At 71.2% G+C, this 24,172-nt stretch carries 23 protein-coding genes; 9 read left to right on the top strand and 14 right to left on the bottom strand.

Annotated elements, in window-relative coordinates:
* Positions 1 to 383: 383 nt before the first annotated feature.
* Entirely contained in the window at positions 384 to 1,388 is a 1,005-nt protein-coding gene (locus AB0F72_RS30685; protein ID WP_360438306.1) for an LLM class flavin-dependent oxidoreductase, read from the bottom strand.
* A gap of 136 nt (positions 1,389 to 1,524) precedes the next feature.
* Here AB0F72_RS30685 and AB0F72_RS30680 point away from each other — a divergent pair, with 136 nt between their 5' ends.
* Complete coding sequence (locus AB0F72_RS30680) at positions 1,525 to 2,280, top strand: DedA family protein (protein WP_360438303.1); 756 nt, start codon at positions 1,525 to 1,527, stop codon at positions 2,278 to 2,280.
* A gap of 53 nt (positions 2,281 to 2,333) precedes the next feature.
* On the opposite strand, the gene AB0F72_RS30675 is transcribed toward AB0F72_RS30680, so the two are convergent.
* The 4 genes from AB0F72_RS30675 to AB0F72_RS30660 form a co-directional block, all read right to left on the bottom strand.
* Complete coding sequence (locus tag AB0F72_RS30675) at positions 2,334 to 3,755, bottom strand: FAD-dependent oxidoreductase (protein WP_360438300.1); 1,422 nt, start codon at positions 3,753 to 3,755, stop codon at positions 2,334 to 2,336.
* Positions 3,756 to 3,818: 63 nt separating this feature from the next.
* Complete coding sequence (locus AB0F72_RS30670) at positions 3,819 to 5,819, bottom strand: ATP-binding protein (protein ID WP_360438297.1); 2,001 nt, start codon at positions 5,817 to 5,819, stop codon at positions 3,819 to 3,821.
* Between the two features lie 71 nt (positions 5,820 to 5,890).
* Positions 5,891 to 6,286, bottom strand: a complete 396-nt coding sequence (locus AB0F72_RS30665) for a tetratricopeptide repeat protein (protein ID WP_360438294.1) — start codon at positions 6,284 to 6,286, stop codon at positions 5,891 to 5,893.
* A 14-nt stretch (positions 6,287 to 6,300) separates the two neighbouring features.
* Positions 6,301 to 6,528, bottom strand: coding sequence for a hypothetical protein (locus AB0F72_RS30660; protein ID WP_360438291.1), 228 nt, complete (start codon positions 6,526 to 6,528; stop codon positions 6,301 to 6,303).
* A 238-nt stretch (positions 6,529 to 6,766) separates the two neighbouring features.
* On the opposite strand from AB0F72_RS30660, the gene AB0F72_RS30655 reads away from it, so the two are divergent.
* A complete protein-coding gene (locus tag AB0F72_RS30655) occupies positions 6,767 to 7,537 on the top strand; it encodes a class I SAM-dependent methyltransferase (protein ID WP_360438288.1) in 771 nt (256 codons plus the stop codon).
* A gap of 155 nt (positions 7,538 to 7,692) precedes the next feature.
* On the opposite strand, the gene AB0F72_RS30650 is transcribed toward AB0F72_RS30655, so the two are convergent.
* Positions 7,693 to 8,544, bottom strand: coding sequence for a LysR family transcriptional regulator (locus AB0F72_RS30650; protein WP_360438285.1), 852 nt, complete (start codon positions 8,542 to 8,544; stop codon positions 7,693 to 7,695).
* 83 nt (positions 8,545 to 8,627) lie between these two features.
* Between AB0F72_RS30650 and AB0F72_RS30645 the strand changes: the two genes are divergently transcribed.
* Entirely contained in the window at positions 8,628 to 9,143 is a 516-nt protein-coding gene (locus AB0F72_RS30645; RefSeq protein ID WP_360438282.1) for an SRPBCC domain-containing protein, read from the top strand.
* Here the strand turns inward: AB0F72_RS30645 and AB0F72_RS30640 are convergent.
* Positions 9,140 to 10,693: a GAF domain-containing protein gene (locus AB0F72_RS30640; RefSeq protein WP_360438279.1), complete on the bottom strand. Its 1,554-nt coding sequence runs from the start codon at positions 10,691 to 10,693 to the stop codon at positions 9,140 to 9,142. The two genes, AB0F72_RS30645 and AB0F72_RS30640, sit on opposite strands and share 4 nt — an antisense overlap.
* Positions 10,694 to 10,938: 245 nt before the next feature.
* On the opposite strand from AB0F72_RS30640, the gene AB0F72_RS30635 reads away from it, so the two are divergent.
* Both AB0F72_RS30635 and cutA read left to right on the top strand, forming a co-directional pair.
* Positions 10,939 to 11,760, top strand: a complete 822-nt coding sequence (locus AB0F72_RS30635; RefSeq protein WP_360438276.1) for a TIGR03619 family F420-dependent LLM class oxidoreductase — start codon at positions 10,939 to 10,941, stop codon at positions 11,758 to 11,760.
* A 167-nt stretch (positions 11,761 to 11,927) separates the two neighbouring features.
* Positions 11,928 to 12,293 (top strand): divalent-cation tolerance protein CutA, encoded by a 366-nt coding sequence (gene cutA / locus AB0F72_RS30630; RefSeq protein ID WP_360438273.1) that lies wholly within the window; start codon positions 11,928 to 11,930, stop codon positions 12,291 to 12,293.
* Here the strand turns inward: cutA and AB0F72_RS30625 are convergent.
* Positions 12,290 to 13,663, bottom strand: coding sequence for a hypothetical protein (locus AB0F72_RS30625; RefSeq protein ID WP_360438270.1), 1,374 nt, complete (start codon positions 13,661 to 13,663; stop codon positions 12,290 to 12,292). The two genes, cutA and AB0F72_RS30625, sit on opposite strands and share 4 nt — an antisense overlap.
* A gap of 545 nt (positions 13,664 to 14,208) precedes the next feature.
* On the opposite strand from AB0F72_RS30625, the gene AB0F72_RS30620 reads away from it, so the two are divergent.
* Together AB0F72_RS30620 and AB0F72_RS30615 are read left to right on the top strand one after the other, a co-directional pair.
* Positions 14,209 to 14,430 (top strand): DNA-binding protein, encoded by a 222-nt coding sequence (locus AB0F72_RS30620; protein WP_360438267.1) that lies wholly within the window; start codon positions 14,209 to 14,211, stop codon positions 14,428 to 14,430.
* A gap of 80 nt (positions 14,431 to 14,510) precedes the next feature.
* Positions 14,511 to 14,852: a hypothetical protein gene (locus AB0F72_RS30615; RefSeq protein ID WP_360438318.1), complete on the top strand. Its 342-nt coding sequence runs from the start codon at positions 14,511 to 14,513 to the stop codon at positions 14,850 to 14,852.
* An 825-nt stretch (positions 14,853 to 15,677) separates the two neighbouring features.
* On the opposite strand, the gene AB0F72_RS30610 is transcribed toward AB0F72_RS30615, so the two are convergent.
* From AB0F72_RS30610 to AB0F72_RS30595, 4 genes are read right to left on the bottom strand one after another with little or no spacing between them, the layout of a single operon-like run.
* Positions 15,678 to 17,861: an EAL domain-containing protein gene (locus tag AB0F72_RS30610; protein WP_360438264.1), complete on the bottom strand. Its 2,184-nt coding sequence runs from the start codon at positions 17,859 to 17,861 to the stop codon at positions 15,678 to 15,680.
* Positions 17,862 to 17,873: 12 nt separating this feature from the next.
* Positions 17,874 to 19,067: an FIST N-terminal domain-containing protein gene (locus tag AB0F72_RS30605; protein ID WP_360438261.1), complete on the bottom strand. Its 1,194-nt coding sequence runs from the start codon at positions 19,065 to 19,067 to the stop codon at positions 17,874 to 17,876.
* A 54-nt stretch (positions 19,068 to 19,121) separates the two neighbouring features.
* Positions 19,122 to 19,418 (bottom strand): universal stress protein, encoded by a 297-nt coding sequence (locus AB0F72_RS30600; protein ID WP_360438315.1) that lies wholly within the window; start codon positions 19,416 to 19,418, stop codon positions 19,122 to 19,124.
* A gap of 55 nt (positions 19,419 to 19,473) precedes the next feature.
* On the bottom strand, positions 19,474 to 21,054 hold the full coding sequence (locus AB0F72_RS30595) for an acetyl-CoA acetyltransferase (RefSeq protein WP_360438259.1): 1,581 nt from the start codon (positions 21,052 to 21,054) through the stop codon (positions 19,474 to 19,476).
* A gap of 99 nt (positions 21,055 to 21,153) precedes the next feature.
* On the opposite strand from AB0F72_RS30595, the gene AB0F72_RS30590 reads away from it, so the two are divergent.
* Positions 21,154 to 21,753 (top strand): TetR/AcrR family transcriptional regulator, encoded by a 600-nt coding sequence (locus tag AB0F72_RS30590; protein ID WP_360438256.1) that lies wholly within the window; start codon positions 21,154 to 21,156, stop codon positions 21,751 to 21,753.
* Here AB0F72_RS30590 and AB0F72_RS30585 read toward each other — a convergent pair.
* Entirely contained in the window at positions 21,731 to 23,071 is a 1,341-nt protein-coding gene (locus AB0F72_RS30585; RefSeq protein ID WP_360438253.1) for an NAD(P)/FAD-dependent oxidoreductase, read from the bottom strand. The two genes, AB0F72_RS30590 and AB0F72_RS30585, sit on opposite strands and share 23 nt — an antisense overlap.
* Before the next feature lie 256 nt (positions 23,072 to 23,327).
* On the opposite strand from AB0F72_RS30585, the gene AB0F72_RS30580 reads away from it, so the two are divergent.
* Entirely contained in the window at positions 23,328 to 23,753 is a 426-nt protein-coding gene (locus tag AB0F72_RS30580; protein WP_360438250.1) for an Hsp20/alpha crystallin family protein, read from the top strand.
* A gap of 56 nt (positions 23,754 to 23,809) precedes the next feature.
* Here the strand turns inward: AB0F72_RS30580 and AB0F72_RS30575 are convergent, their stop codons facing one another.
* Complete coding sequence (locus tag AB0F72_RS30575) at positions 23,810 to 24,160, bottom strand: TfoX/Sxy family protein (RefSeq protein WP_360438247.1); 351 nt, start codon at positions 24,158 to 24,160, stop codon at positions 23,810 to 23,812.
* Between the last annotated feature and the right edge of the window lie 12 nt (positions 24,161 to 24,172).

The following is a 24,172-nucleotide window of genomic DNA, read 5'->3' as shown; positions in this document are numbered from 1 at the left end:
TGACCACCCGCACCGACCTCGCAGCACACGCAAGCAACGCCGGAATCAACCCCACCAGCTTGATCAAAGCAGCGAGTTATTAATCGACGGGTCCTAACCGGCCCCGGCTACGGCCCGGGTCGGCGAGCCGTAGCGAGTGCAGGTCAACGGGCCGTATGCCCTGCGTGAGCTACGGCTCCCGGACGCGAGCCGTAGCCGAGGCAGATTCCCGGGCCGTTTTGCCTGCGTGAGCTACGGCTCCGGGACGCACGCGACCCCGAGCCGTACCTCAGCCATGTGATCAAGCCCCGATGACCGGCCCCAGCTACGGCTCGGACCGACGCAATGCGGTGCTGGGCACGCCGGCTCCGGGCGGGAGACAAGCCAGCTGCGCCGGGACGAAGTCACGCGACAGGCGTGCCCAGCACCGCCTCGGCGGTCAGCGCCACCGACTCCAGGCGGTCCTCGACGCGCGTCGCCTGGTGCACGACGATCAGCTCGTCGGCCTGGGCCTCCGTCGCGAACCTGGTCAGGTACGAGCCCACCTCGTCCGGGGTGCCCACCGCCGTGTACGTGAGCATCTCCGCGAGCTGGCGGCCGTTCGGTGTCGTCAGGAAGGCGTCGATCTCCGCGTCGGTGTAGTCCGGTGCGCCGGGGGTACGCGTGACCAGGCCGCGTACCAGGATCCGGCGGGTGATCTCGAACTGCTCCCGCGCGGCCTCCGGCGTCGCGGCGGCGACCACGTTCACGCCGGCGATCACGTACGGCGACGCGAGCTGCGCCGACGGGGTGAACTCCCGGCGGTACAGCGTGACCGCCTCCTGCAGCAGACCCGGGGAGAAGTGTGAGGCGAACGCGTAGGGCAGGCCGTACGCGGCGGCGAGCCGGGCGCCGAACATCGACGAGCCGAGGATGTAGAGCGGCACGTTCGTCCCGGCGCCCGGCGTGGCCTGCACGCCCTCGATCCGGGACTCGCCGCTGAGGTATCCCTGCAGCTCCAGGACGTCCTGCGGGAAGCTCTCCGCGGACATCGGGTCGCGGCGCATCGCCCGCATGGTGGCCTGGTCGCTGCCGGGCGCCCGGCCGAGACCCAGGTCGATCCGGTCCGGGTGGAGCGAGGCCAGCGTGCCGAACTGTTCGGCGATCACCAGCGGCGAGTGGTTCGGCAGCATGATGCCGCCGGCGCCGAGCCGGATCGTCGAGGTGTGGCCGGCCACGTGCCCGATCAGCAGGCTCGTCGCGCTGGACGCGATGCGGGCCATGTTGTGATGCTCGGCATACCAGACCCGCTCGTAACCATGCCGTTCGGCCGCCTGCGCGAGGGCGACGGAGTTGGCGAAGGCTTGCGCGACGGTGTCGCCGGGGGCGATCGGCGCGAGGTCCAGGATCGAAAGACGCGGTTGACTCATACGCTGAGCAACACCCGGCCGGACAAGATCGTTCCCGCTGGGCACGTTCTCAGGAAGTCCGTAGCTTACGCCCGTATCTTCGGCGGCGAATCGGCCCGCAGCGGCCGGCCGGTCCGCATGAGGAGACGATTTCCGCGTGGGTGGCATCACCGACTTGATCACCGACTGGGTCTTCCGGCTCGTCGATGCGCTGGGGGCCATCGGCGTCGGCCTGCTGCTCTTCCTCGAGACCGTCATCCCGCCGATCCCGTCCGAGCTGATCCTGCCGCTTGCCGGTTTCCGGGCCCGTGACGGCGACCTCAACGTCTTCGCCGTCTGGACCACCGCCACCATCGGCGCGCTGGCCGGCGCGCTCGTCCTTTACTACGTCGGCGCCCTTCTGGGGTACGACCGGTTGCACGCGCTCGCCGGCAAACGCTGGTTCGTGCTGGCCACCCGGGCGGACGTGGAGCGCGGCTACGCGCTGTTCGAGAAGTACGGCTCCTGGCTCGTGCTGGCGGCCCGGTGCGTACCCATCGTCCGCAGTTTGATCTCGCTCCCGGCGGGTGTCACCCGGATGCCGCTGAAGACGTTCGTGCTGTTCACCACGATCGGCAGCGGCATCTGGAACGGCGCTCTGATCGGCGCGGGCTGGCTGCTCGCCGACAACTGGGAGCGGGTGGAGGGCATCCTCGGCCCGGTGTCGAAAGTCGTGCTCGGGCTCGGCGTCGGCTTCGTGATCTTCCTGGTGGTGCGCCGGGTGCTGGCGCGCCGACGCGCCCTCGCCGCCGGTGGCGACCCGGCCGAGGCGGACGTCGACGGACGCCCCGCCCCGGACTTCGACGGGCTCGGCAGCCCCAACCACTACCCGACGGCCCGCGGTGTGGCCCGGGTCGTGGACCGCCAGCACTAAAGACCATCGCCAGTACTAAAGACCACCGCCAGCACTGAAGAGCACCGCCAGCACTAGAGAGCGGCGAGCAGCTCGGCACGGGTGGGCCCGGGCAGCGGATAGCGCGGGGCGCCCATGCCGAGCGCGACCACCCGGTCGACGACTCCGGGCCGGCCGAACACCTCGTCCGGCGTGGCGATGAAGGCCGCGATCGAGGCGTAACCGCGGGCCAGATCGGGGTCGGCCAGGCCGGCCGCGAACAGCGCCTTGCTCATCGCCCACCGCGGATCGCCGGTCTGGTAGGTCGTGCCGGCGGCGTCCGCGGCCATCTCCGCGAGCCGGTGCTGGTCGGTCCAGACGGTCGCCCGGTACAGCGGCTCCACCACCCGCGTGCTCGCCTCGTCGAAACGGCGGGCGAACTTGTCGTGGTCGGCCGGGTCGGTCTCCCGCATCAGGTCCCGCAGGAGCACCGCCTGGATCATCGCCATCGACGCGCCCCGGCCGACCGACGGATTGGTGCACGCCCACGAGTCACCGACCGCGACCAGGCCGGTGGCGACCGGGTCGCCGTCGGCCACCAGGCGCCGGCACCGGTCCTCGATGCCGGCCATCACGTCGACGCCGGAGATCGGTTCGCCGTCCGTCCAGCCGGCGAGCAGCGGATAGCGGGCGGCGGCCGCGTGCCAGCGGGACGGCTCGCGCAGCCCGCGCAGCTCCTTGTCCCGGCTGGCGGTGGCGAGCACCACGCTCCACGTGCCGTTGTCGCCGGGCAGGGTGATGGCCGACAGCGAGTCGTAGTGATGCAACAGGTTGGTCAGCGCGGGCGGTTCCTCCGCCGTACCCGAATCGCCGGAAACCGATCGGAAGTGCCGGCAGTGATAGACGAAGCCGGACTCGGACCGTTCCTCGACCGGCGCCCTGGCGCCGGCCGCCCGCAGCCAGGCGCTCGACGCCGAGCGCCGGCCGCCGCAGTCCACCACCAGGTCGGCCGCGATCGCCGTGCCCGTCACGGTGAGCACGCCCGTCACCCGGGGCACCCGCGTGCGCCCGCCGGTGGTCAGGCCGGTGACCGTGACGCCGCGCCGGATCGTGACCCCGGCGGTCTCGGCAGCGGCCGACAGCACCGCCTCGAGCACCGGCCGGCGAGCGGTGACCGTGTCGAACCGCTCGTCGCCGGGACGGATCGGACCACGCCGTTCCACCGGCAGCATGCCGATCAGGTTCACCTGCCGGGCGCCGGCCGCCCGCAGCGCGTCACCGACCTCCGGAAGCTGCTCATGTACCTGCTGCCACCAGCGCGGCAGCATGAAGTGCGGCAGCCGGAACTGATTCACCCCGCGCCGCTGCCAGTCGTTCCAGGCGGTGTCGGTGTCCGTGGGCGGTGGCGGCGCGGCCGGGTCGCGCTCCACGACGGTCACCTCGTGCCGGTCGCGGGCGAGCAGCAGCGCCGTGCTCAGACCGGCGAGTCCCGCACCGAGAACCACGATCCGTGCCATGTCGCACCTCCATCGATGTGCCGATGGCGGCATCGTGGTCCCGGCGCCTACCCGTTCTCCAGGTCAGTCCGTGCTCAACTCCTGCTCACCCGTCCCTATCTCGGTCGCCCACAGCAGCTCGGTCAGCTGGTCCACCGCGCGTGCCAGATGCCGCCGGTACGTGCTGAACGGCAGCCCGAGCACCTCGGCCGCGGCCTCCTGGCTCGGCGCCGCCCGGACGAACGTCCGGTTCAGCACGGCCCGCAGCTGGTCACCCTTCGGTGTGCCGGCCAGCCGGTCGGCCGCGGCCAGGACACTCGCGCGCACCTCGCCGGCGCCGTCGCCGAGCCGGCTGCCGACGAGCGGGCACGCCGCCAGCCGGTCCGGGCGGTGCAGATTCTGCAAGGCATGGCGTACGGCGGCACCGAACGCGGCCCGGCTCAGCGGGGGCGGCCGCAGCGCCGATTCCGGTGGCGGTCCCGTGCCGCCCTGATGCTCGCGCTCGCTCATCAGCTCGAGCCAGTCCTCGACGGGGAAACGGCGCCAATCCATTCCGTACGCCACGTGCCGCCGCCCCTCCAGCGTGACCTCGACGAGCGGACGGAACCCGAGATAGCCGAAGAACGGTCCCCAGTGCTCCGGGTCGACCGACACCACGAACGACCACGCGATCGGTTCGGTGCACCAGGTGATGATGGCGGTGACCGAGCCGGCCAGCAGCGCGTACTTGTCCCGCTGGCCGTCGCGGACACCGGACCAGAACCGGCCGATGTCGACGCGCTCGCCGGGACGCATCGGCGCGGTCCGGGCCACGTGGTCGAGGATCGCCCGGACGACCGGGTCACGCTCCTCCATCGGCGAGCCACAGGGGCAATAGACGCTGTACGTGAAACCGGCGACCCCGTCCTCGGTGCGCACCACGTTCATCTGGCCCGGCTCGTCGGCGAACCAGCCCTCGGCCAGCGCCGCGTTCGCCGTGCCCTCGTGGCGGTCGATGAGCGCCAGCAGCGTCGCGTGGTCCTCGGGCGTGGCCGGCACCACCGCGGCCGTGCCCTGGCTGCGCAGCGTGAAATAGGCCTCGGTGAGCGGGCTGCGCCGGTGCAGGAACGCCAGCTGCTGGGCGAGCCACTGCCGGTCCAGGCCGGTGGTGGCCCGGACGCCGGCGACCGCGTGATCGTGGATGATCCGGTGCAGCGCCCGGTAGCGGTCCGGCGACCGGCGTTCGAACTCCGCCTCGAGAACCTCCCGGGTGAGGTCGTGCGGGGTCAGCCCACCGGGCCGGCACTGCACGAACGGGCGGCGCCGCAACCATCCCCACACCTCGGGCGCGTCGGCGCCGACCGTCTTGCGCAGCAGGTCCTCGGTGGTCAGCCAGGCCCGCGCGCACGTCGCCAAGCCGGTCATGTGCGCTTCGGAGGGCGCGTCGCGCAGCAGCGACTCCAGCAGCACCGAGACGAGATCGGGGACCTCGGCGAGGGTCTCCGGCACGGCGCCGCCGTCGGCCACGTCGGCCAGCAGCGCGAGGGTCAGCGGGTGGCCGCGACCGAGCGCCAGCAGCCGCTGCCGCAGCGCCGCCTCGGTGACGCCGGCGTGGGCGAGCAGGTCCGCGCCGTCGCTGTCGTCGAGGTGATCGACTCGGTGGATGGCGACGATCTGCCGCCAGCCGGGGTCCACCCGCCAGGCGGCCGGCGGCGGTTCGCGGCCGGCCAGGACCAGGAGGCCGTTCACCGGCAGGCCCGGGACGAACTCCCGGCGCAGCCAGCCGTCGACAGCACTGAGATATTCGTAGGAGTCGACCAGCAGCAGCGATCCGTGGCCGTCGGCCGCCCGCCGGAAACCCTCCGGCGACGGGTCGATGTCCCGGCCGTCCAGCAGCGCCGGAACCCGGCCGGCGGCGCGCGCCCGGGCCGCCATCTCCAGCAGCAGCGCGGTCTTGCCGATGCCGCCCGGGCCGTGCACGAGCAGCACCCGCCGCGGCGACCGCCCGGCCAGCGCGTCCTCGAATGATCGCAGTTCGTCGCGGCGGCCCACGAAGGTGCGCCGCCGTGCCTGCTCGATGACGTCGCCGAGGACGGTACCCGCCACCCGTTCAGTGTCGACCCCCGGCGGCCCGCTGAACCAGCACCCGTCACCGGACCGACAGTCCGCGGCGGCCGTCACCACTCCCGCAGCGTCCGCCGCAGCTCGTGCTCCGCCGGCAGCGTCCGCTCCGCGATCCCCCGGGCTCGCGCCCAAGCCTGCCCGGCCCGCTCCGCCTCCCCCGCCTCCTCCGCCACAACGGCGGCATTGATCAGAGTCCGGATCAGCTCCGGATGCTCCGGCCCAAGCCGGTCGGTCTTGATCCGGATCGCCTCGCCGAGACGCGCCAGCGCCGCCGGCCGGTCACCATGCCGTGCGGCCAGCACACCCAGATTGGTCAGCGCCACCGCGACCTCGTAGTCCTCGGGACCCAGCCGCGTCACGAACCGCTCGTGCACGTGCTGGAGCATCCGCTCGGCCGGGTCCAGCTCACCGGCCTCGATCAGGATCGGCGCCAGGTTGTGGTGCACCATCGCCCGTTCCCGGATCAGCGCGCCGACCGGCTCAGCAACGCTTCCGAGTGGTTGAGCGACGCGCCCCGGCGCAGCGTCACCTCGGTGTGGTTGATCGCCCCGGCCCGGCGCAGCGTCACCTCAGTGTGATTGACGCTGTGACCACGGCGCAGAACGACCTCGGAATGGTTGAGCGACGTGCCGCGGAATGTTTTCCTGACAGTTCCCATCACAATTCTCCCCACCGTTATGGCGTACGACATCGCTGTTTCTCGCAATTCCGTGCTCGATGGAACTCATCGTGACCGACCGACTCCGCCGGGTTGAATACCTCGGTCGGGTGTACCCGGATCCTGAGCGCTACCGGGATTCGTTTTCCCCTCGTGCAGGGTCGGACGTCCGGCCATCCCCCGATACCGGACGGCTGTCCGCGCGCCGCGAGGCCGGAATCTCGTCCGTACGGGATGACGGATGCGCCCGGTCCCGCTGCGACAGTGAGTCATGCTTGATTCCCGGGACGAGCTGGCCGTCAACCGTGCGCTGTGGACCCTGGTGAACGCCGAGTTCACCGATGCGCGCGCCCACGCGGCGTGGGCCGCCGAGGACTTCTCGTGGGGGCTCTTCGGTAATGCGGAGAACCAGTTGCGCGTGCTCGGCGACGTCCGCGGGCTGGACGTCGTCGAACTCGGTTGCGGCACCGCGTACGTCTCCGCCCGGCTCGCCCGGCTCGGCGCGCGACCGGTCGGCGTGGACCTGACGCCCGCGCAGCTGGACACCGCCCGGCGCTGCCAGCGGGAGTTCGGGCTGTTCTTCCCGCTGGTGGAGGCCGACGCCGAGGACGTTCCGCTGCCGGACGGCTCCTTCGACCTGGCCGTCAGCGAGTACGGGGCGTGCGTGTGGTGCGACCCGGGGCGCTGGGTCCCGGAGGCGGCGCGGCTGCTGCGGCCCGGTGGGCGGCTCGTCTTCCTGACCACGAGCGTCCAGGCGATGTTGTGCGTGCCCGAAGAGGGCGGGCACGCCGGGGAGCGGCTGCTGCGACCGCAGCGGGGAACGCACCGGCTGCAGTGGCCCGGCGGCGGGTTCGAGTTCCACCCCAGCCACGGCGAATGGATCCGCATCCTGCGCGACAGCGGGTTCGTGGTCGAGGCCCTCCACGAGTTGTACGCCCGGGACGACGCCGAGACCCACGAGTACTACGACATCGCCACCCCGGAGTGGGCCGGGAAATGGCCGGTCGAGGACCTCTGGACCGCACGGCTGGCCACCTCCTGACCACCCCCGATGAGGCAGGCCCGACAATAGGCCTCCAGCAGTACTCGCTACCGGAACGGCAGGTCGCGGGCGTCCGCTTCTCGTATCCGCACCGGGCCAACCTACGGCGAGCGGATCTCAGCCTCCACATGATGTGAGCCGTCAGCCAGCGGTCGTCACCAGGCGCGGGCTGCCTGCCGCAGGTGCTCGGCGACGACGCGGACGTCCGGGTTGGTCTCGGCGCCGGGACGCCGGACCAGGAACAGCGTGTTGAGGGGCGGCTCGCTCGGCTGATGCAGGAGCACGAGCCGGCCGCTGCCCAGATTCTCCCGGCACAGTGACTCCGGCAGCACGCTGTACCCCGCACCCGCGGTGACGGCCGAGAGCACTGCGTAGAGGTTCGGGACGGTCACCGCAGCCGTGGCGGTGAGCGGCTTGTCGAAGACCTGGCGCCAGTAACGCCGTACCAGAGGAAGGTCTTCGGCGTAGGTGACGAGCGGGATCTCACGCAGGTCCCGCCCGGCCCACACGGGCGCCGCGACCAGGCAGTACTCCTCGTCGGCCAGGGGCGTCGCGGGCAGCGTGCGGGGCTGCGGGCGTCTCGTGGCGATCACCAGGTCGTGCCGGCCGGAGCGCAGCTCGTCGATCAACGGCTCGGTCAGGCCGGCGGCGACCCTCAGCTGGACGCCGCGCACGACCAGGTCGGCGAGGGCCGGCAGGACGCGGACGCAGAGCAACTCGGAAGGCCCAGCGAGGTGGACCGGGGCGCTGCGTCCCGGCAGGATGCCGCCGACGGTGGCGAGGGTGTCGAGCGGCTCGGCGATCTGGGCGGCGAGCTCGTTCGCCGCCGGGGTCGGCTCGACACCGCGCGGCAGCCGCTTGAACAGCTCGCGGCCGATCTGCTGCTCGAGCGCACGGATCTGGGTGGTGACCGTCGGCTGGGACAGGCCGAGCAGCGACGCGGCCGCGGTGAAGGAGCCGGACCGGTGCACGGCCAGGAACGTCCGCAGCAGATTCAGATCGTTCACCCCGCCGATGCTATAAGACAGACAATCGCAGCGATTGCCAGATCTATTGGTACGCCTATGGCAGCTACTCCTACCGTGGGGTCATGACCACACAGAACGCCATCAGCTGGCCCGATCGTTACCTGCCCGGCACCGGGGACAACTTCGTCTCGAACGAGGTCGTCGTGCGCGGGCCGCGCGCCACCGACGTGTGGCGCTACCTGGTCGACACCTCGACCTGGGAGTCGTACTACGGCAACGTCGCGGACATCTCGTTCCCCGGCGGGGACGGTCCCGAGCTGCACGGCGGCGTCCGATTCCGATTCGGCACGTTCGGCTTCCCGCCCCTCGACGCACACGTCGTCGAGTTCCAGGCGCCCGCGGACGGCGTGCCCGGGCGGCTGTCCTGGACCGCGAAACAGGACGGCGAGCCCGCCGACCGGCTGGACGTGCTGCACGCCTGGCTCGTGGAGGATCTGCCCGGCGGCCGGGTCCGGATCCTCACCCAGGAGACCCAGATCGGTCAGCCGGCCGCGGCGCTCGCCGCCGAGCGGCCCAACCCGATGCTCAACGGGCACCAGGCGTGGCTCGACGGCCTGATCGAGGCCGCCCGTCGCTAACCGAGGATGGCGCCGGTGACCGCGACCTGCTCCTTCAGCACCCCGCCGATCAGATCCTGGGTGTGGTTGATCTCCTCCACCGCGGTGTGGATCTGGGCCAGCGACGCGGTGACCGCGCTGACCGCGGTCTGGATGGCGGCCACCTTCGCGCTGACGTCGTCGGTGGCCCGCTCGGTCTCCGAGGACAACTCCTTGACCTCACCGGCGACCACCGCGAACCCCTTGCCGGACTCGCCGGCGCGGGCCGCCTCGATGGTGGCGTTCAGGGCGAGCAACTTCGTCTGCGCCGCGATGCTCTGGATGTCCCGCACCACGTCGTTGATCTCGGCACTGGCCCGGCCCAGCCGCGCGACCTGCTCGTTGGCCTCCGTCGTCAGCTGTTCGCCGCGCGCCGCCACGCTCGACGCCGAGCTGACGTTGCGCTCCACCTCACCGATCGAGTCCAGCAGTTCCCGGCCGGCGTTGTGCAACTGCTGCGTCGAGGCGAACCTCTCCAGGGCCTGCCCGACGAGGAACGCCGTGTTGCGCAGGGCGCTCTCCCGGCCCGGATACATGATCAGGGTACGGGTGGCGAAGAAGTCCATCGTCCCGACGATCTTCCCGCCGACCCGGATCGGCAGGCACACGCCCGACTTGACGCCGGCCGCCTGGGCCGCCGGGCGGCGCACGCAGTCGGTCAGCTCGCCGAGGTCCTCGACGAAGACCAGGTCGCCGCGGTCCCAGGCCCGGCCGGACAGGCCGACCCCACGGGCGAACGACGCGGTCATCGTGACCCGGCGGAACTCCTCGCCGGCGTCACCGGACTCCAGGGCGAAGCGCAGCACCGCGGCGTTCTCGTCGAGGTGCCAGAACGAGCCGTACTGCCAGTCGAACTCCTCGCGGATCGTCGCCAGGGCCAGCCGCAATGCCTCTTCGCGGCTCGCCGCCTGGGTCATCTGGCGGATCACGGTGGAGACGGCCTGCACATCCTGGGCGGCCTTCTCCTGCCGGACCGCCTCACGCAGCCGCACCAGGGCGCCGGAGACCAGGACCCCGATGGCCCGCAGAACAGACAGCCGGTTCCCCGACGGCGACAGCTGGCTGGTGGCGAAGAAGTCCATGGTGCCGACGACCGCGCCGTTCTCGATGATCGGGAAGCAGATGCCGCTGCGCACCCCGGCCCGGGTGGCGGCCGGCGCCCGGACGCAGTCCTTCACGTCCGCCAGATCGGGAACGAAGACCAGATCGCGGGTACGCCACGCGCGTCCCGACAATCCGATCCCCTCAGCGAACGACGCCTCCAGGGTGACCCGGCGGAACTCGTCGTTGACCGACCCGCTCTCCTGGGCGAACCGCAGCGTCTTGCTGACCGTGTCCAGCTGCCAGTACGAGCTGTACGCCCAGCCGAAACGCTCACGAACCAGCCGCAACGCCGTACCGATCGCCTCCTGCGGATCGGTGGCTTTCTCCATGGCGCGCACGATCTCGGTGACGGCTTCCACGTCGGCGGCGGCCTCGGTCAGCTCCTCGCTGAGCTTCGAGATCGTCTGAGTGTTGCGCGCACCGAACATTGATCGCCCTTTCGCCGGAGACAGCGGCCCGGAGCCGCTCCCCACTCATCGGGCCGCCGGGTCCCGCCGTGAGGGTGACGGCCGGATGAGGTGGCGTCGGCGAAAAGGTCGGGGCAATCGGACTGCAACCATCCGCGCCCGAGGTATCCGACAGCGTGGTCATGTCGGTCCCCTTCGATACGATGCCCCCCGATGCCGCGATCTCGCACGGCGATCCCGGCGATGACGCAGAGGTGGCTGATCAGATGAAGTTCGGGCTGTACGGCCTGCACCGCGACCGCAACGTCGAGCCTGGCGTCCTGGCCCGGCGGGCCAGGCTGGCCGAGGAGGCGGGCTTCGAGTCCTTGTGGGTCGGCGACCACATCGCGCTCCCCGCCGGCGAGGGCAACCCGCCCCGCTTGGAGGCCCTGGTCGCGCTCTCCTACCTCGCGGCCGTGACCAGCCGGGTCCGCCTCGGCGTCGGGCTGATCGTGCTCCCGCAGCGCCAGCCGGTGCTGCTCGCCAAGCAACTCACCTCGCTGGACGTGCTGTCGGCCGGCCGGCTGACCGTCGCGGTCGGGGCCGGCTACGTCGAGCCGGAACTCAACGCGATGGGCGTGTCACTCGCCGAGCGGGGTGCGCGCACCGACGAGTACCTGGCCGCGATGCGGGCGCTGTGGGATGCCGCGCCGGCCTTCACCGGCCGGTTCGTGTCGTTCTCCGGCGTCGTCCAGCACCCGTCACCGGTTCAGCGTCCGCACCCACCGATCGTCGTCGGTGGACACTCGACCGCCGCGTACCGCCGGGCCGTCCGGCACGGCAACGGCTGGTACGGCTGGGGCCTGGACGTCACCGGGACCGAACGGGCGCTGCGCGAGCTGGCCGAGACCACCCGCGGCGTCCAGCGGCCAGCCGGCCTCGGCGAGCTGGAGATCACCATCACCCCGCCCGGCCCGCCCGATCCCGACACCGCCCGCCGGTACGCCGACCTGGGCGTGGACCGGCTCATCATCGAACTCGAGGGCATCGAGGACGCCGCGGTCGACGGCGTGATCGCCTCCGTCGGCGACACCCTGGCCCGGACGTAACCGGCCGATCCCCGGTACGACCGGTCGAGGCCGCACACCGGCACCGCGATGAGCCCGGTCAGGCGTGGCGTGAGGCCCGGGGCGACGGGTGCCACGCTCGGGTCCTCGGCGTACCGGGTGGCAAGGGTTTCCGGCGGGTGGGTCGGGTCTCTCCGTACGCTGTCCACATGCCTGCCGAGGAGTTCGTCAACCGCGCCGACGACGCTTCCGCCTATCTTGAGGTCAGCACTGCCACCGAAACCAGGGCATCAGCTGTCGCGCTGGCTCAGCGAGCAGTGGAGACACGGCTTGCCGCCGGCGCACAGATCACCGGGCCGGCAGTGTCTGCTTTCTGGCATATGGGCGAGTTCGGCACGGGCGAGGAGTGGCGCCTGGTACTTCGGACGCATGAATCCCGGTTCGCTGAGCTACGTGACCTGCTCAAGCGGCATCACCCGTGGCAGAACCCCGAGATCATCGCGATGCGGATGGCTGGCGGCTCGGCCGAATACCTTGCCTGGATCCGGTCAACGGTCCTCAGCGAGAACGGCTAATGGCGAGCATTCTCCAAGACCTGCGCCACCTCGGCGAGGTGCGAATGGCCGGCCAGCCTGTTCAGCACGCGCGACAACTGCTTTCTCGGTCGGACCGACGCGACACCCGCGGACAGAGTAAGCGCTCGACTCGCCACCCTGGCCGATTCCTCTGCCTCGCCGGCGATCAAGTAGGCATCGGCCAACCAGCACATGTACAGGGCCTTGTCCCGCGCATAGGCTTCGTCGAACCCCTCAAGCACCTCGGTCAGAGCAGGAACCGCGCGAAGTGGGCGCCGTAGTTCCGTCCAGCAGCGACCTGCCATGATCTGCAGTTCGCCGGCATCCACCCAAGCCGCCCAATCTGGTCCGGCTGCATGACCGCGCTTGTCCAGGCATTCATGAGCGGCGTCGAGGGCCCGTGCGGCTTCGGCAGCGTTCCCGACGACCGCATTCGCCCATGCCCTCCTCTCGTGAAGCAGCGCGCCGACCGACCCGACGGCCGCGTCTCCAGCAACTGCGCACGAGGCCGTAGCGAGTCGCACCGCGGCCTGTGGATCATCACCGCTTCGCAGATACCCGAGGAAGGCGAGCGCGTTGCCGGCAAGCATGGTGTCCTGCGCCTCTTCCGCTGCCGACCGACTGATCTCATAGAGCGCAGCCGCCTTCTCGTGGTCTCCGGCGTCGAACGCCGCCCATCCGGCTTGTTGGGCCTGTTCCGCGAGGACTGCGAGCAGCCTTCGGCCAGTTGCCTCGGAATACGTGTATTCGCGCAGAACAGCCTTCGTTGCCTGGTACTCGGCGAAATAGATGTCGAAGGTATCGCCACCCCCAAGGAAATTGTCTACTCGTCGAAGGCGGGCGGCTCGCTCGCGCAACAGGTCTGGGATTCCGGCTCCGATTTTTCGCCCCGGCCCGAGGGGGATGCCGAGCGCAACCCCGGCCCCTATCGCGGCGGCCTTCAGATAATCTCTCCGGAACACACCACCATCTCCGTCCAGGGGCGAAACGACAGTGAGACCTTCTCGTTCCGCCCTCACATAATGATCAGACGTCACGGTCCCGCCGAGAGCGACGCGCTCGTCACCGTAGGCGAATCGATCGGATGGCGTCATGCGAGTTGTGCATGACATATCACCAGGGGGTGATTCTTCGGCTTGTCCGCCTGCCGGTTCTGGATGATCCTCCGGCATCGCGAACCACAGGATCGCGGCGGGTATGCCGAGCAGGCCGGCCCAGGACTGCAGGGCCCGGATATCCGTCTCCCCGCGTCCCTTCTCGATCCTGCAGACCTGACTCTGGGATTTGAAGGCCCACTGCCCGACTACCGCTTGAGAGATCGGGTGGTCATGTTCGGGATGCGTCCGGTACGCGGCGATCAGACGACCCATGTGGCGCTCGGCTGCCGCCTTTCGGATCTGTGGATGGTTCCAGAACGAAGGAGGAACCCTTGGTGGACTGGAACGCAGGTTCACCACCTTGGCGCTGCACGGCTGACAATAAGAGCCTTCGTGATCATGCGCGACGAAGGCGTGGCATCGCCTGCATCGCCGCCGGTCCGTAGACATAGGAAGGTTCCCCTTCTGTCAGGTCGGCCAGCCGTCAAGCCAGGCGTAACGGCCATGCACCCACCAGCGAATCCGTCAGCAGTTTAGAGCACGCCGCAGATGACGCATATCGATCATGCGAGGCGGATGATCGTGAATCGCGCGATGGCCCGGGACCCCGCGAGACCAGCACGGCCGACATGGCGATGATGCATGATTCGGCATGGCTACCCGCATCCTTTCGACCGAAGATCTGATTCGGCAGATACTGCAACCGAAATCCGGAACACCAGCCGGAATATCCACAGATACGAAGGATATGCGATGCCCAACAATTCTCTCGGCGGCCCGCTCACTGTCCTGATAGACCATGTCGCCCGGCGGGCTCGATGACCAGCGACCACATCGCCCTGATGGGCACCCGGGAAATCGCCGTCCGGCTCGGCGAAATCAGCCGGCAACGTGTCCATCGACTCATCGGCCGGGCCACCTTCCCGGCTCCGGTCGCCGAGCTCAATCAGGGCCGGGTGTGGCTGGCTGAGGAAGTGGAGGCGTGGATCGCCGCGTACCGGCCGCCCGGGCCATGTGGACGCATGTGGGCGGGCACGTAGCAGCCGACGCCCGTGGAGCCGCCCGCCGCCGCCGGTTCATAATGCCCGGGGGACGAAAGGGGCACGGGTTGGGAAACACGGTGACGGTGTGCCGGGACTGCTGCTGCGGCAGCCTGCGCAAACACCCGTCGACAGATCACGACGCCCAGCTCGGCGCGCTGCGCGCCGGCCTCGAGCCCGACCATCGGGTACGGGTGAGCCAGTGCCTGGACGTGTGCGCGCAGTCCAACGTGGTCGTCGTCCAGCCGGACCCGGCGGCGCGGCGCGCGGGCGCGAAACCGGTGTGGTTCGGCCTGGTCCACGACGACGCGGTGCTCGGCGACCTGATGACCTGGGTGCGGGCCGGCGGTCCCGGCGTGGCCCCCATCCCGGCCGTCCTGGAACTCTCGGTGATCACCCCACCGCTCGCGGCAAGGCCCTGATCAACGCAGCGCACGCGGGCGCAGGAGCCGCCGCGCACGCGAGCGCAGGAGTCGCCGCGCACGCGGGCGCAGGAGTCGCCGCGCACGCGGGCGCAGGAGTCGCCGCGGGCGCAGGAGCCCCGCCGAGTCCGAGGCCCGCTTTCCGCCTGCCCAACCGATGCCCAGCAACCCGACCGTGCCCAAGATCCGTCACAGCCACGGCCGAGACGTAGCTCAAGCAGGAAACAACGCCTGATCACCTGCACGAGCTACGGCCGAGCACCGCCAGCCGTAGCCAGTGACGGTCATCCACGCATGATCACAAGCCCCAGCTACGGCCCGACGACGCCAGCAGTAGCCAGTGACGGTTATCCGCGCATGATCACAAGCCCGAGCTACGGCCGGACGCCGTCCAGCGCCACTCAGCCCAAGTCAATCTTGGAGTCGGTGCTGGTGAACGGCTAATCCGGGGTGATGCGGCCGCCCCTCGCACCCGCCCGGCTACCCCGGATCGTCACAGGGTGTGCCGGCATCCGGGGTAAAGCCGGCGCTTTCCGGAAAGCCGCGGACGCGGGAGGCCCCGCAGAATGCCGCACACCCCGTAGCGCTCCCCGCGGACAGTCACCCACCGTGACCCGGGGTGGGCTCGATGAGCCGCGCGGAGACAGGTTCGGCGATCCGTGCACCCAGCGGGCAAAACTGCGGGCGACCGGCGTATGCGCAGCTCGCAGCCATGAACAACTTAAGCTGAGTGGCATTGCGAGGACGCCAGCCGTAGCCAGCGACGGCTATCCGCGCATGGCCACTCGCGTGAGCTACGGCCCGGCGGTTGCCCCGGCATGACGGTCACGCGGTGAGCGGATCGGTCAGCCGCGGGAGGGCTCGCCCCTGCCGCAGCAGGCCGGTGAACAGACGCGGCTCCATCGGACCGTACAGATGGTTGCCCTGACCGAGATGGCACCCCATCCGGACCAGGGCCTCCGCCTGCTCCGCGTCCTGCACCCCGTCGGCCACGATCTCCAGGTCCAGCGCCCGCCCGGCGCCGACGATCGCACGCACGACGGCGAGGTCCGCGCCGGAGCGGGTCATGCCGCTGACGAAGCTGCGATCGATCCGCACCTGGTCGACCGGGAACTGCCGCAGCAGGGACAGCGACGAGGGTCCGGTGCCGAAGCCGGCGACCGCGAGGCGTACCCCGGAATTGCGCAGCAGCCGCAGGGTGCTCGCTGCCCGGACCGGGTCGGCCGTGAGGGCGGCCTCGGTCGCCTGCAACACGAGGGCGCTGCCGGGGAGGTTCCGATTCTCCAGGGCGGCTGCCACGTCGGACACGAATCGCTCGTCGGCGATCTGCTGTGCGCAGACGCTCACGCCGGCCGTGAGACCGGGCCGCAGGCGGCGCCAGTCGTGCAGGCAGGCCAGGGTCTCGCGCAGCACCCACCTGCCGACCTCGCCGATCAGCCCGGCCTCGGCGGCGAGCTCGGCGAGTTCCGCGTGGGTGACGACGCCGCTCGGATGCCGCCAGCGGGCCGCCACCTCGACGCCCTCCAGCGCTCCCCCGCTCAGCCGGGCCAGTGGCTGCACGGTGAGCTGGAGCTCGCCGGCCGGCAGCGCGCTCTCCAGGTCGGCCCGCAGCCGCAGCCGGGTCGTCTCCCCCGCGTGCATGTCGGCCGTGTAGACGACGACCCGGCCGGATCCGGTCCGCTTGGCGCGGTACATGGCGATGTCGGCGTTGCCCAGGATCTCGGTCGCGGCGACAGTGCCCGCGGCGCCGGCCGCGATGCCGACGCTGGCGCCGATGTGCACCACCCGGCCCGCGATGGAGAACGGCTCCGCGGCCCGCGCCACGATGCGCTCGGCGACCGCGCGGGCGTCCTCGATCGACACGTCCACCATGAGTACGGCGAACTCGTCACCGCCGAGGCGGGCCGCCACATCCGGCGGCCGCAACTGTCCGCGGATGCGTTCGCTCACCGCGGCCAGCAGGTCGTCGCCCGCGTTGTGGCCCAGGGTGTCGTTCACCGCCTTGAACCGGTCCAGGTCGATGAAGAGGATCACGGCGGTGTGGCACCGCTCGCCCGTCAGGGACTGGTCCAATCGTTCCGCGAACAGCTTGCGGTTGGGCAGCCCGGTGAGCGGGTCGCGGTACGCCTCGCGCATCGCCTCGACGGCGCGGGCGTCGGTCAGGGCGATGCTGATCTGCTGGCTGAACGCCGTCATCACGTGCGAGCTGTCCGCGTCGCCGAGCCCGGCGGCGACCAGGCTCCCGGCGACGAGTCCGCCGGCGTGGACGGGGGTGGCGGTCATCCGGTCGCCGGACGGGCTACGACGCCGTACCGTCTGCGCCGCCGCGATCGCGTCGGCCGCGGGACCGAGCACCACGCTCGCGGTGGCAGCCGGCTCGGGCCAGTGCGCCCGGGACGCCACGATGAGGCTGCCCGCCTCGGCCGGGTCGCACAGCACCAGCGCGACCGGGACCTGCCCGAGCAGCCCCGACGCCCCGTCCGTGATCGCGTCGAGGACCGACTGCAGCGGCTCACGCCGGGAGATCGAACGCTGGACGGCGAGCAGGGTCTCCAGCAGGGCCTGGCGCCGGGCACCCTCCTCCCGCAGCGCCCGTTCGGTGGCCAGCGTCCGCAGGTTGCGCAGCGCCAGCCCGAGCACCTGCGCCATGCCGTGCAGCATCTGGCGTTCCTCGGCGCTGAACTCGTCGTCCAGGCGCGCGACCACGAGGCCGCCGCCGATCCCGCTGCCGAGCGCCGCGTACGCGCTGTTCACCTCGCCCAGCAGCGGCAGGTCGATGGTCGGCGCGCCCGCGACGGCCGCGCTCAGCTGCTCGGCCCGGAGCTGTCCCGGCAGGCCGGTGAGTCCCCGGACGCCGGTTTCCCCCTCCAGGACGACAGCGCCGGCGTCGGCGTCGAGGGCTTCCAGCGCCCGCGGGACCGCGACCCGGACCGCGGCGTCGGCGTCGGCGGAGGCGCTGACCGCCGCGAAGAACTCGGTGAGCTGGTGGGTCGACCAGTGCAGGGGCACAGGCGGCCGCCCTCAGGCGACCGCGAGCGTCACGACGGTCAGGTAGTGCATGCCGCGGGCGCCCCGGGTGCGCGCGACCTCGCCGTACGTGTAGAAACCGGCCATCGGCGCCCCGGCGATCGCCTGCTCCATCTCGGCGATCTCCTGCGCCACGCCCGCGGGGCCGAGCCGGGCCTTGCGGACGCCGCAGTCGAAGACGAGGAGGCCTGCCGCTCCGGCGCCGCCGAGCGCGTCGATCGCCTGGCGGCACGACTCCGCGCCGGCGGTGATCAGCGCGTCCTCGTCGGTGGTCATCTCCCAGACCAGCGCGCCCTGCGGCACGTCGGCGATGAACACCAGCGAGCCGTCCTCCAGATCGGCGGCGTGGGCGGTGCGGATGTCCTCCCCGGTACGCCGGGACAGCCCGAGCGGTTTGGCGAACGAGGCGTTCTGGAACGCCTCTCCGTCGGCGGCCAGCGATCGGTCGGCCCGGAGGCGTTCGAGGTAGACGTCGAGAGCGGGAGCGCCGTCGAGCTCGTACAGGCGGCCCCTGTCGCTGCGCGTCACGATCATCGGCTCGCCCTGTTTCTGCCAGCCGTGCGCGATGCCGACGCCGATCCGCGCGTCGGAGCCGAGGCCGAGGCCGACGACCGCGTCGGTCAGCACCTCCACGCCGTGCCGGTCGCCGATGAACTGGTGGGTGCGGCGGAACGTCATGTCGTCGCCGGCGCACCCGCCGACCAGCGGCACCACCGCGCTCACCACCGAGTACGCGCCGCGCACCACCTCGTGCTGCACCCCGGCGAGCCCGTCGCAGAGCAGCAGGCCGGCCCGGTGCTCCCGGGTCAGCCCGGCCACTCCGGCCGCCGCGTCGGCGCCGGCCTCCTGCGGTCGCGCCGAGACGTCGCGGCCGACGGCGGTGCGTACTTCCAGCCCGGTTCCGCCCAGGGCCGTCACGACCACGCCGGCGTCGGTGCCGCCGGGCCCGGTGGCGATCCCGCCGGTGGTGGTGCAGCCGATGATGGCGGTGTCCGCGCCGGCCTCACCCCGGACGCCGTCGAGCAGGTGCTCGAAGTCGTAGCCGGTCGACGAGAAGACGATCAGCAGTCCCGGGTCCCGCCCGGCGACGGCCTGCGCCGCGGCGGTCCGGCCGGCGGTCGCCGCGTCAGCGCTCGCGCTGTGCCCCACGCCCATCCAGCGCGACGGCTCCCCGGCCCGACTGTGCATATCCGTACGATCGGCGGCGGCGTGCGGGTGCTGAGCAGACTCAGCGAAGGCCGCTCACGGGACCACGGTGACCGGCCAGCGGCCGCAGCGGGTGAGGCGCTGCGCCACCGAGCCGGCGAAGCGGTGCAGGGTGCGCTCGGAGCGGCCCACGATCACCGCGTCGGCGGACCTCTCGCAGGCGACCCGGCAGAGCTCGGCGAACGGGTCGCCGTGCCGCACGACCAGCTCGAAGCCGATGCCGAGGCGCGGGCGCTCCCGCACCAGCGTGTCGCGGAACTGGCTCTCCACCTCGTTCTGCGCCTCGACCTCGGAGGCGACCGCGGAGCCGTAGGTGTCGGGACCTCCCCGCAGGGATAACAGAACGCTTACCGTTCCCTTAATCGCATGGTATCCCGACGGTAACCGTTCAGCAATAAACGTCGTCCATCCGCAGATCGGACAGGGTGACCCGATTGCCGAAGCCGAACGAGCGCACGTAGACGATCTGCCCGATCGGCTCGGCGCTGCACAGCACGTCGTCGAGGAACATCTCGTCCTCGGCGAGCGCGAGGAACCGCCGCCCATCGGCCTCCAGGCGGCCGATCACCACGCCGGTGCGCTTGCCGTCACGCGCGTGCTTCACCGTGTACGTCTCGATGGTCGCCCACCCGTCGGCCCGCAGCGCCTGCTCCGGCGCCGCCCAGGCATCGACCTCGGCCTGCAGCGCGGCGCTGTCGTCAGGCCGCCACGGCGACGGCGTGGTGGTGTACACGCCGGCCGAGTACTTGCTCATCATGCCGCCGTTGGCCCCGACGAACCCGTAGCTGCCCGGCTCGCGGCGCACCCGCTCGACGACCCCGGCGATCGCGTGCATCGCGTAGTTGTTGCCGGCCCCGCCGAAGAACGGCAGCCCGCCGGTGACGGTCAGCCCGCGCGGGTCGCCGGCCGCCAGCCCGAACGCGTCGGCGATGTTGAACACGGGCGCCGCGAAGCAGCTGTAGAGGTCGATGTGCGTGAGATCGCCGAACCCGACGCCGGCCACCTCGAGCGCATGCGCGGCGGCCAGCACCGACGCCGGCGACGACGACAGGTCGGCGCGGTCCATCAGGTCCCGCTCCCGCAGATCCGCGTGTCCGGGCAGGAAGACCCACCTGTCGGTGGGCACGCCGAGGCGCTTCGCCGCGGCAATGGACATGAGTACGATCGCCGCGCCCTGATTCACCTTCTCCCGTGCGACGACGTACCGGGTGTACGGATCGGCGATCGGCCGGTTCGCGCTGCTCGGCGTGACGAGTTCCGCGGCGGTCCGCTCGATCGGGGCGGCCGCGTGCGGGTTCGCGGCGGCCACAGTGGTGAACGGGGCGAACAACTCGCCGATGGCCTGCGCGTACTCGGCACGGGACACCTTGAGGCGGGCGCGGCGGGCGTTGTCGAACAGCGCGTAGTAGCTGGGCGCGTCGGTCAGGCCGTGCGCCGCGTGGTCCTCCGAGAGCACGCCGTCGAGCCCGAACCCGCGATCTTCCAGGGAACCCTCGACCCGCTCCCGGAAATCCGGCTCGGCATCGCTTCGCGCGTACCTGTCAATTGTCGAGATGGCCTCCGAACCGGCCAGAAGGACCACCTCGGCGGAGCCGGCGGCGATAGCCGCGGCGAACTCGTTGACCAGGCGCTGCGGGCTCTGACCGCCGCCGACCTCGAGGACGGCCCGCCGCGGCTCGGCCCCGACGCGCTCCGCGACCGAGCGGGGGAAGTTGTCGGAGCGGCCGAGGGGCGCCCGGACGCCGGGGAACGAGTTCTCGAACTGGCGGGTGGCCGCCACCGTGTCGATGCTGGTGGCGACCGCGATGAGCCCGGCGCCGGTGTCGGCGATCGCCTCACGGGCGGCGTCGGCGGCCAGCTCGACCGGCGAGCGGCGCCGATAGCCCGGGCTGTCGAGCAGCTCGGAGGCCTGACCGGCGCCCACCACGATCGGTGTGCGCGGGTCGAGATCGTCGTAGTTCAGCGGCATGTCGCGCTCCAGGGATCCTGAACGACTCCCGTTCAATTTTCGCGACTGTATCCTGACGGTAACCGTTCAGCAATAGCGTCGAACCGTAGGATGATCGGAATGAGCGCAGCACCCGGCCCGGGCCGGCCCCGCGACCCGGACGTGGACCGGCGCATCGCCCGGGCCGCGCTCGACGTCTTCGGCGACACCGGCTGGGCCGGCTTCGCGATGGAGGTCGTCGCCCGCCGCGCCGGCATCGGCAAAGCCACCCTCTACCTGCGCTGGACCAGCAAGGAAGCGCTGCTCACCCACGCCCTGAACACCGGCCTGGTCCGGGTCGCCGACGTCGACACCGGCACCCTGCGCGGCGACCTGGTCGAGCTGGCGGCCCAGATCCTCGGCCTGTACGGCGGGCCGTCCAGCCGCGCCGCGCTCCGGCTCACCCTGGAGGCGGGCACGATCCCCGGCGTCGCCGAGAACTACGTGGCGATGCGCGAGGCCCAGTTCCTCGCCGCCCGCGCGATCGTGCGGCGTGGCATCGACCGCGGCGAGCTGCCCGCCAGCGTGTCGATCACCATGCTGCTCGACACGCTGGCGGGCGGGGCGATGATGCACGCGCTGAGCACGCCCGCGGAGAAGCAGGAAGACCCGGCCGCGCACGCCCGGCAGCTCGTGGACTTCCTGCTCCAGGGCACCTTTACTCGGGTCGACCAGCCTTGACCAGCTCGCCCGCCGCGGTGACCTGCTGGATCGCCTCCCGGGCCAGCACCTGCTGGGCGGTGGTCACCCGCTCCGAGCGGCCCCGGCCCACGAACGACACGAACCAGTGGCCCACGGCGGAGACCCGGTTCTTGAAACCGACCAGGTACATCAGGTGCACGACGAGCCACATCATCCAGGCGGTGAACCCGCTGAACCGCATGCCGCCGGTCGAGGCGATCGCGGAGAACCGTGAGATCGTGGCCATGCTGCCCTTGTCGCGGTACGCGAAGGGCGCCGGCGCCGGCTTGCCGGCGACCCGCGCCGCGACCGTCCGGCCCGCGTAGGTGCCGGTCTGGATCGCCACCTGCGCCACGCCGGGCAGCCGGTCCAGCGCCATCATGTCGCCGACGACGAAGATCTCCGGGTGGCCGGGCACGGTGCAGTCCGGGTTGACCATGACGCGTCCGGCGCGGTCCACCTCGGCGCCGGCCGCCTCGGCCACCCGGCGGGAGATCGCGGGAGCGGCCACACCGGCGGCCCAGATCTTGGTGACCGACTCGATCCGCTGCCGGCCCTGCGCGGTCTCCACGGTGATGCCGGTCCCGTCGACCCCGACCACCTTCGTGCCGAGCTGCACCTCGACGCCGATCTTCTCGAGCTGGTGCTTGGCCTTCGCGGACAGCTTCCCGCCGAACGTGGGCAGCACCGCGTCGACGGCGTCGACCAGGATGACCCGGGCCTGCCGGGGATCGATCCGCCGGAACTGCCCGGGCAGCGTCCGGTGCGCCAGCTCGGCGATCTGGCCCGCCATCTCCACGCCGGTCGGCCCGCCGCCGACCACGACGAAGGTGAGCCAGCGCTGCACGGCCTCCGGGTCGGCCTCCAGCTCGGCCATCTCGAACGCCCCGAAGATGCGCCCGCGCAGCTCGAGAGCGTCGTCGACGGTCTTCATGCCGGGCGCGTACTGGGCGAAGTGGTCGTTGCCGAAGTAGCTCTGCGAGGCGCCGGCCGCGACGATCAGGGTGTCGTAGCCGACCTGGTACTCGGTCCCGGTCGGCGCGGTGGCGGTCACCGTACGGTTGTCGACGTCGACGTCGGCCACGTGACCGATCAGCACCTCGGCGTTGTCCTGCTTCTTCAGGATCTCGCGTACCGGCACCGCGATCTCGCCCTCGGAGAGGATCCCGGTCGCCACCTGGTAGAGCAGCGGCTGGAACAGGTGATGCGTGGTGCCGTTGATCAGCGTGACGTCCACGTCCGCACGGTGCAGCGCCTTCGCGGCGGAGAGCCCGCCGAAACCGGCCCCTACGACGACAACCTTGTGCCGGTCACCCATGGCTTTTTCCTTCTCCTATGCCGCGATTCGATCCCGTCCGGCAGCTCTGATCGACACCCCGTCGCCGCCGTTTAGCAGTGCGGCACAGCCGATTCGGTTGCGGGATCGGTACTGCCGGGTGCCGCTCGGCATCGTCACGGCACCGGCGCGTTCCCGCAGCCCTGCACGGCTACCGCTTGCACTCGCCACGGTCGAGTGCTAATACGGGAGGAGAGGACGAGACCTCGGTGGAGGAGCACCGAAGGAGGAGAAGACCATGCTTCTGCGTACCGACCCGTTCCGTGAGCTCGACCGGATGTTCGAGCAGTTCACCGGCACCAGCAGCCGGCCCGCGGTGATGCACGTCGACGCCGAACGCGACGGCGACACCTTCTACGTGTACTTCGACCTGCCCGGCGTCGAGCCCGGCTCGATCGACGTGACAGTCGAGCGCAACGTCCTGCAGGTCCAGGCGCAGCGGCAGCGCCACACCCGGGACGGCGTCGAGGCCGTGATCAGCGAACGGCCGATGGGCGTGTTCAACCGGCAGCTGTTCCTGGCCGACACCCTCGACACCGACAAGCTCGAGGCCGTCTACGACAACGGCGTGCTGACGCTGCGCATCCCGATCTCCGAACGCGCCAAGCCACGCAGGATCGCCATCGGCGGCGGCAACTCCGGCCGCAAACAGATCAAGGGCTGACCCCCCGTACCCCCGGGATCGCGCTCTTCTCGCACGCGAGGCGGCCCGGCGCCCGGTCAGGCGGCGGGCCGCGGCCCGCCGCCGGACGCCTTCGCGTTGTAGTCCAGGGCCTCCTCGATCCACGACCGCAGGTCCTCGCCGGACTCGACCCGGGCGGACTCGACGACGATCCAGCCCTTGCTCATCCTCCGGCCGCGCATCGAGGGCCACTGCGCGCCGTCGCGGTCCAGCAGGTCCTCGACCCGGACCGGGTCACAGCGGACCATCAGGTCGCCCGCGCTGTTGGCGGTGGCGGTGATCCTGTCGTTGATCATGAAGGTGAGGCCGCCGAACATGCTGACCTCCCGCACCGGGAGTCCCGAGAGGACTGCGCGGATCCGATCGGCCAGCTCACGGTCGTACGCCATCGCCGTCCCCTT

Origin of the sequence: Actinoplanes sp. NPDC023936 (assembly GCF_040639325.1) — a bacterium.
In the GTDB taxonomy this organism is placed as follows: Bacteria; Actinomycetota; Actinomycetes; order Mycobacteriales; family Micromonosporaceae; genus Actinoplanes.
The sequence above is the reverse complement of the archived record's forward strand: the minus strand, read 5'-3'. Positions and strand labels throughout refer to the sequence as shown.

Bases quoted from the DNA above. Each gene is read 5' to 3' on its own strand.
- AB0F72_RS30685 (WP_360438306.1), bottom strand. From the start codon at position 1,388: ATGAGTCAACCGCGTCTTTCGATCCTGGACCTCGCGCCGATCGCCCCC.
- AB0F72_RS30675 (WP_360438300.1), bottom strand. From the start codon at position 3,755: ATGGCACGGATCGTGGTTCTCGGTGCGGGACTCGCCGGTCTGAGCACG.
- AB0F72_RS30665 (WP_360438294.1), bottom strand. From the start codon at position 6,286: ATGGTGCACCACAACCTGGCGCCGATCCTGATCGAGGCCGGTGAGCTG.
- AB0F72_RS30660 (WP_360438291.1), bottom strand. From the start codon at position 6,528: ATGTCGTACGCCATAACGGTGGGGAGAATTGTGATGGGAACTGTCAGG.
- AB0F72_RS30655 (WP_360438288.1), top strand. From the start codon at position 6,767: ATGCTTGATTCCCGGGACGAGCTGGCCGTCAACCGTGCGCTGTGGACC.
- AB0F72_RS30645 (WP_360438282.1), top strand. From the start codon at position 8,628: ATGACCACACAGAACGCCATCAGCTGGCCCGATCGTTACCTGCCCGGC.
- AB0F72_RS30640 (WP_360438279.1), bottom strand. From the start codon at position 10,693: ATGTTCGGTGCGCGCAACACTCAGACGATCTCGAAGCTCAGCGAGGAG.
- AB0F72_RS30635 (WP_360438276.1), top strand. From the start codon at position 10,939: ATGAAGTTCGGGCTGTACGGCCTGCACCGCGACCGCAACGTCGAGCCT.
- cutA (WP_360438273.1), top strand. From the start codon at position 11,928: ATGCCTGCCGAGGAGTTCGTCAACCGCGCCGACGACGCTTCCGCCTAT.
- AB0F72_RS30625 (WP_360438270.1), bottom strand. From the start codon at position 13,663: ATGGGTCGTCTGATCGCCGCGTACCGGACGCATCCCGAACATGACCAC.
- AB0F72_RS30620 (WP_360438267.1), top strand. From the start codon at position 14,209: ATGACCAGCGACCACATCGCCCTGATGGGCACCCGGGAAATCGCCGTC.
- AB0F72_RS30605 (WP_360438261.1), bottom strand. From the start codon at position 19,067: ATGCACAGTCGGGCCGGGGAGCCGTCGCGCTGGATGGGCGTGGGGCAC.
- AB0F72_RS30595 (WP_360438259.1), bottom strand. From the start codon at position 21,054: ATGCCGCTGAACTACGACGATCTCGACCCGCGCACACCGATCGTGGTG.
- AB0F72_RS30590 (WP_360438256.1), top strand. From the start codon at position 21,154: ATGAGCGCAGCACCCGGCCCGGGCCGGCCCCGCGACCCGGACGTGGAC.
- AB0F72_RS30585 (WP_360438253.1), bottom strand. From the start codon at position 23,071: ATGGGTGACCGGCACAAGGTTGTCGTCGTAGGGGCCGGTTTCGGCGGG.
- AB0F72_RS30580 (WP_360438250.1), top strand. From the start codon at position 23,328: ATGCTTCTGCGTACCGACCCGTTCCGTGAGCTCGACCGGATGTTCGAG.
- AB0F72_RS30575 (WP_360438247.1), bottom strand. From the start codon at position 24,160: ATGGCGTACGACCGTGAGCTGGCCGATCGGATCCGCGCAGTCCTCTCG.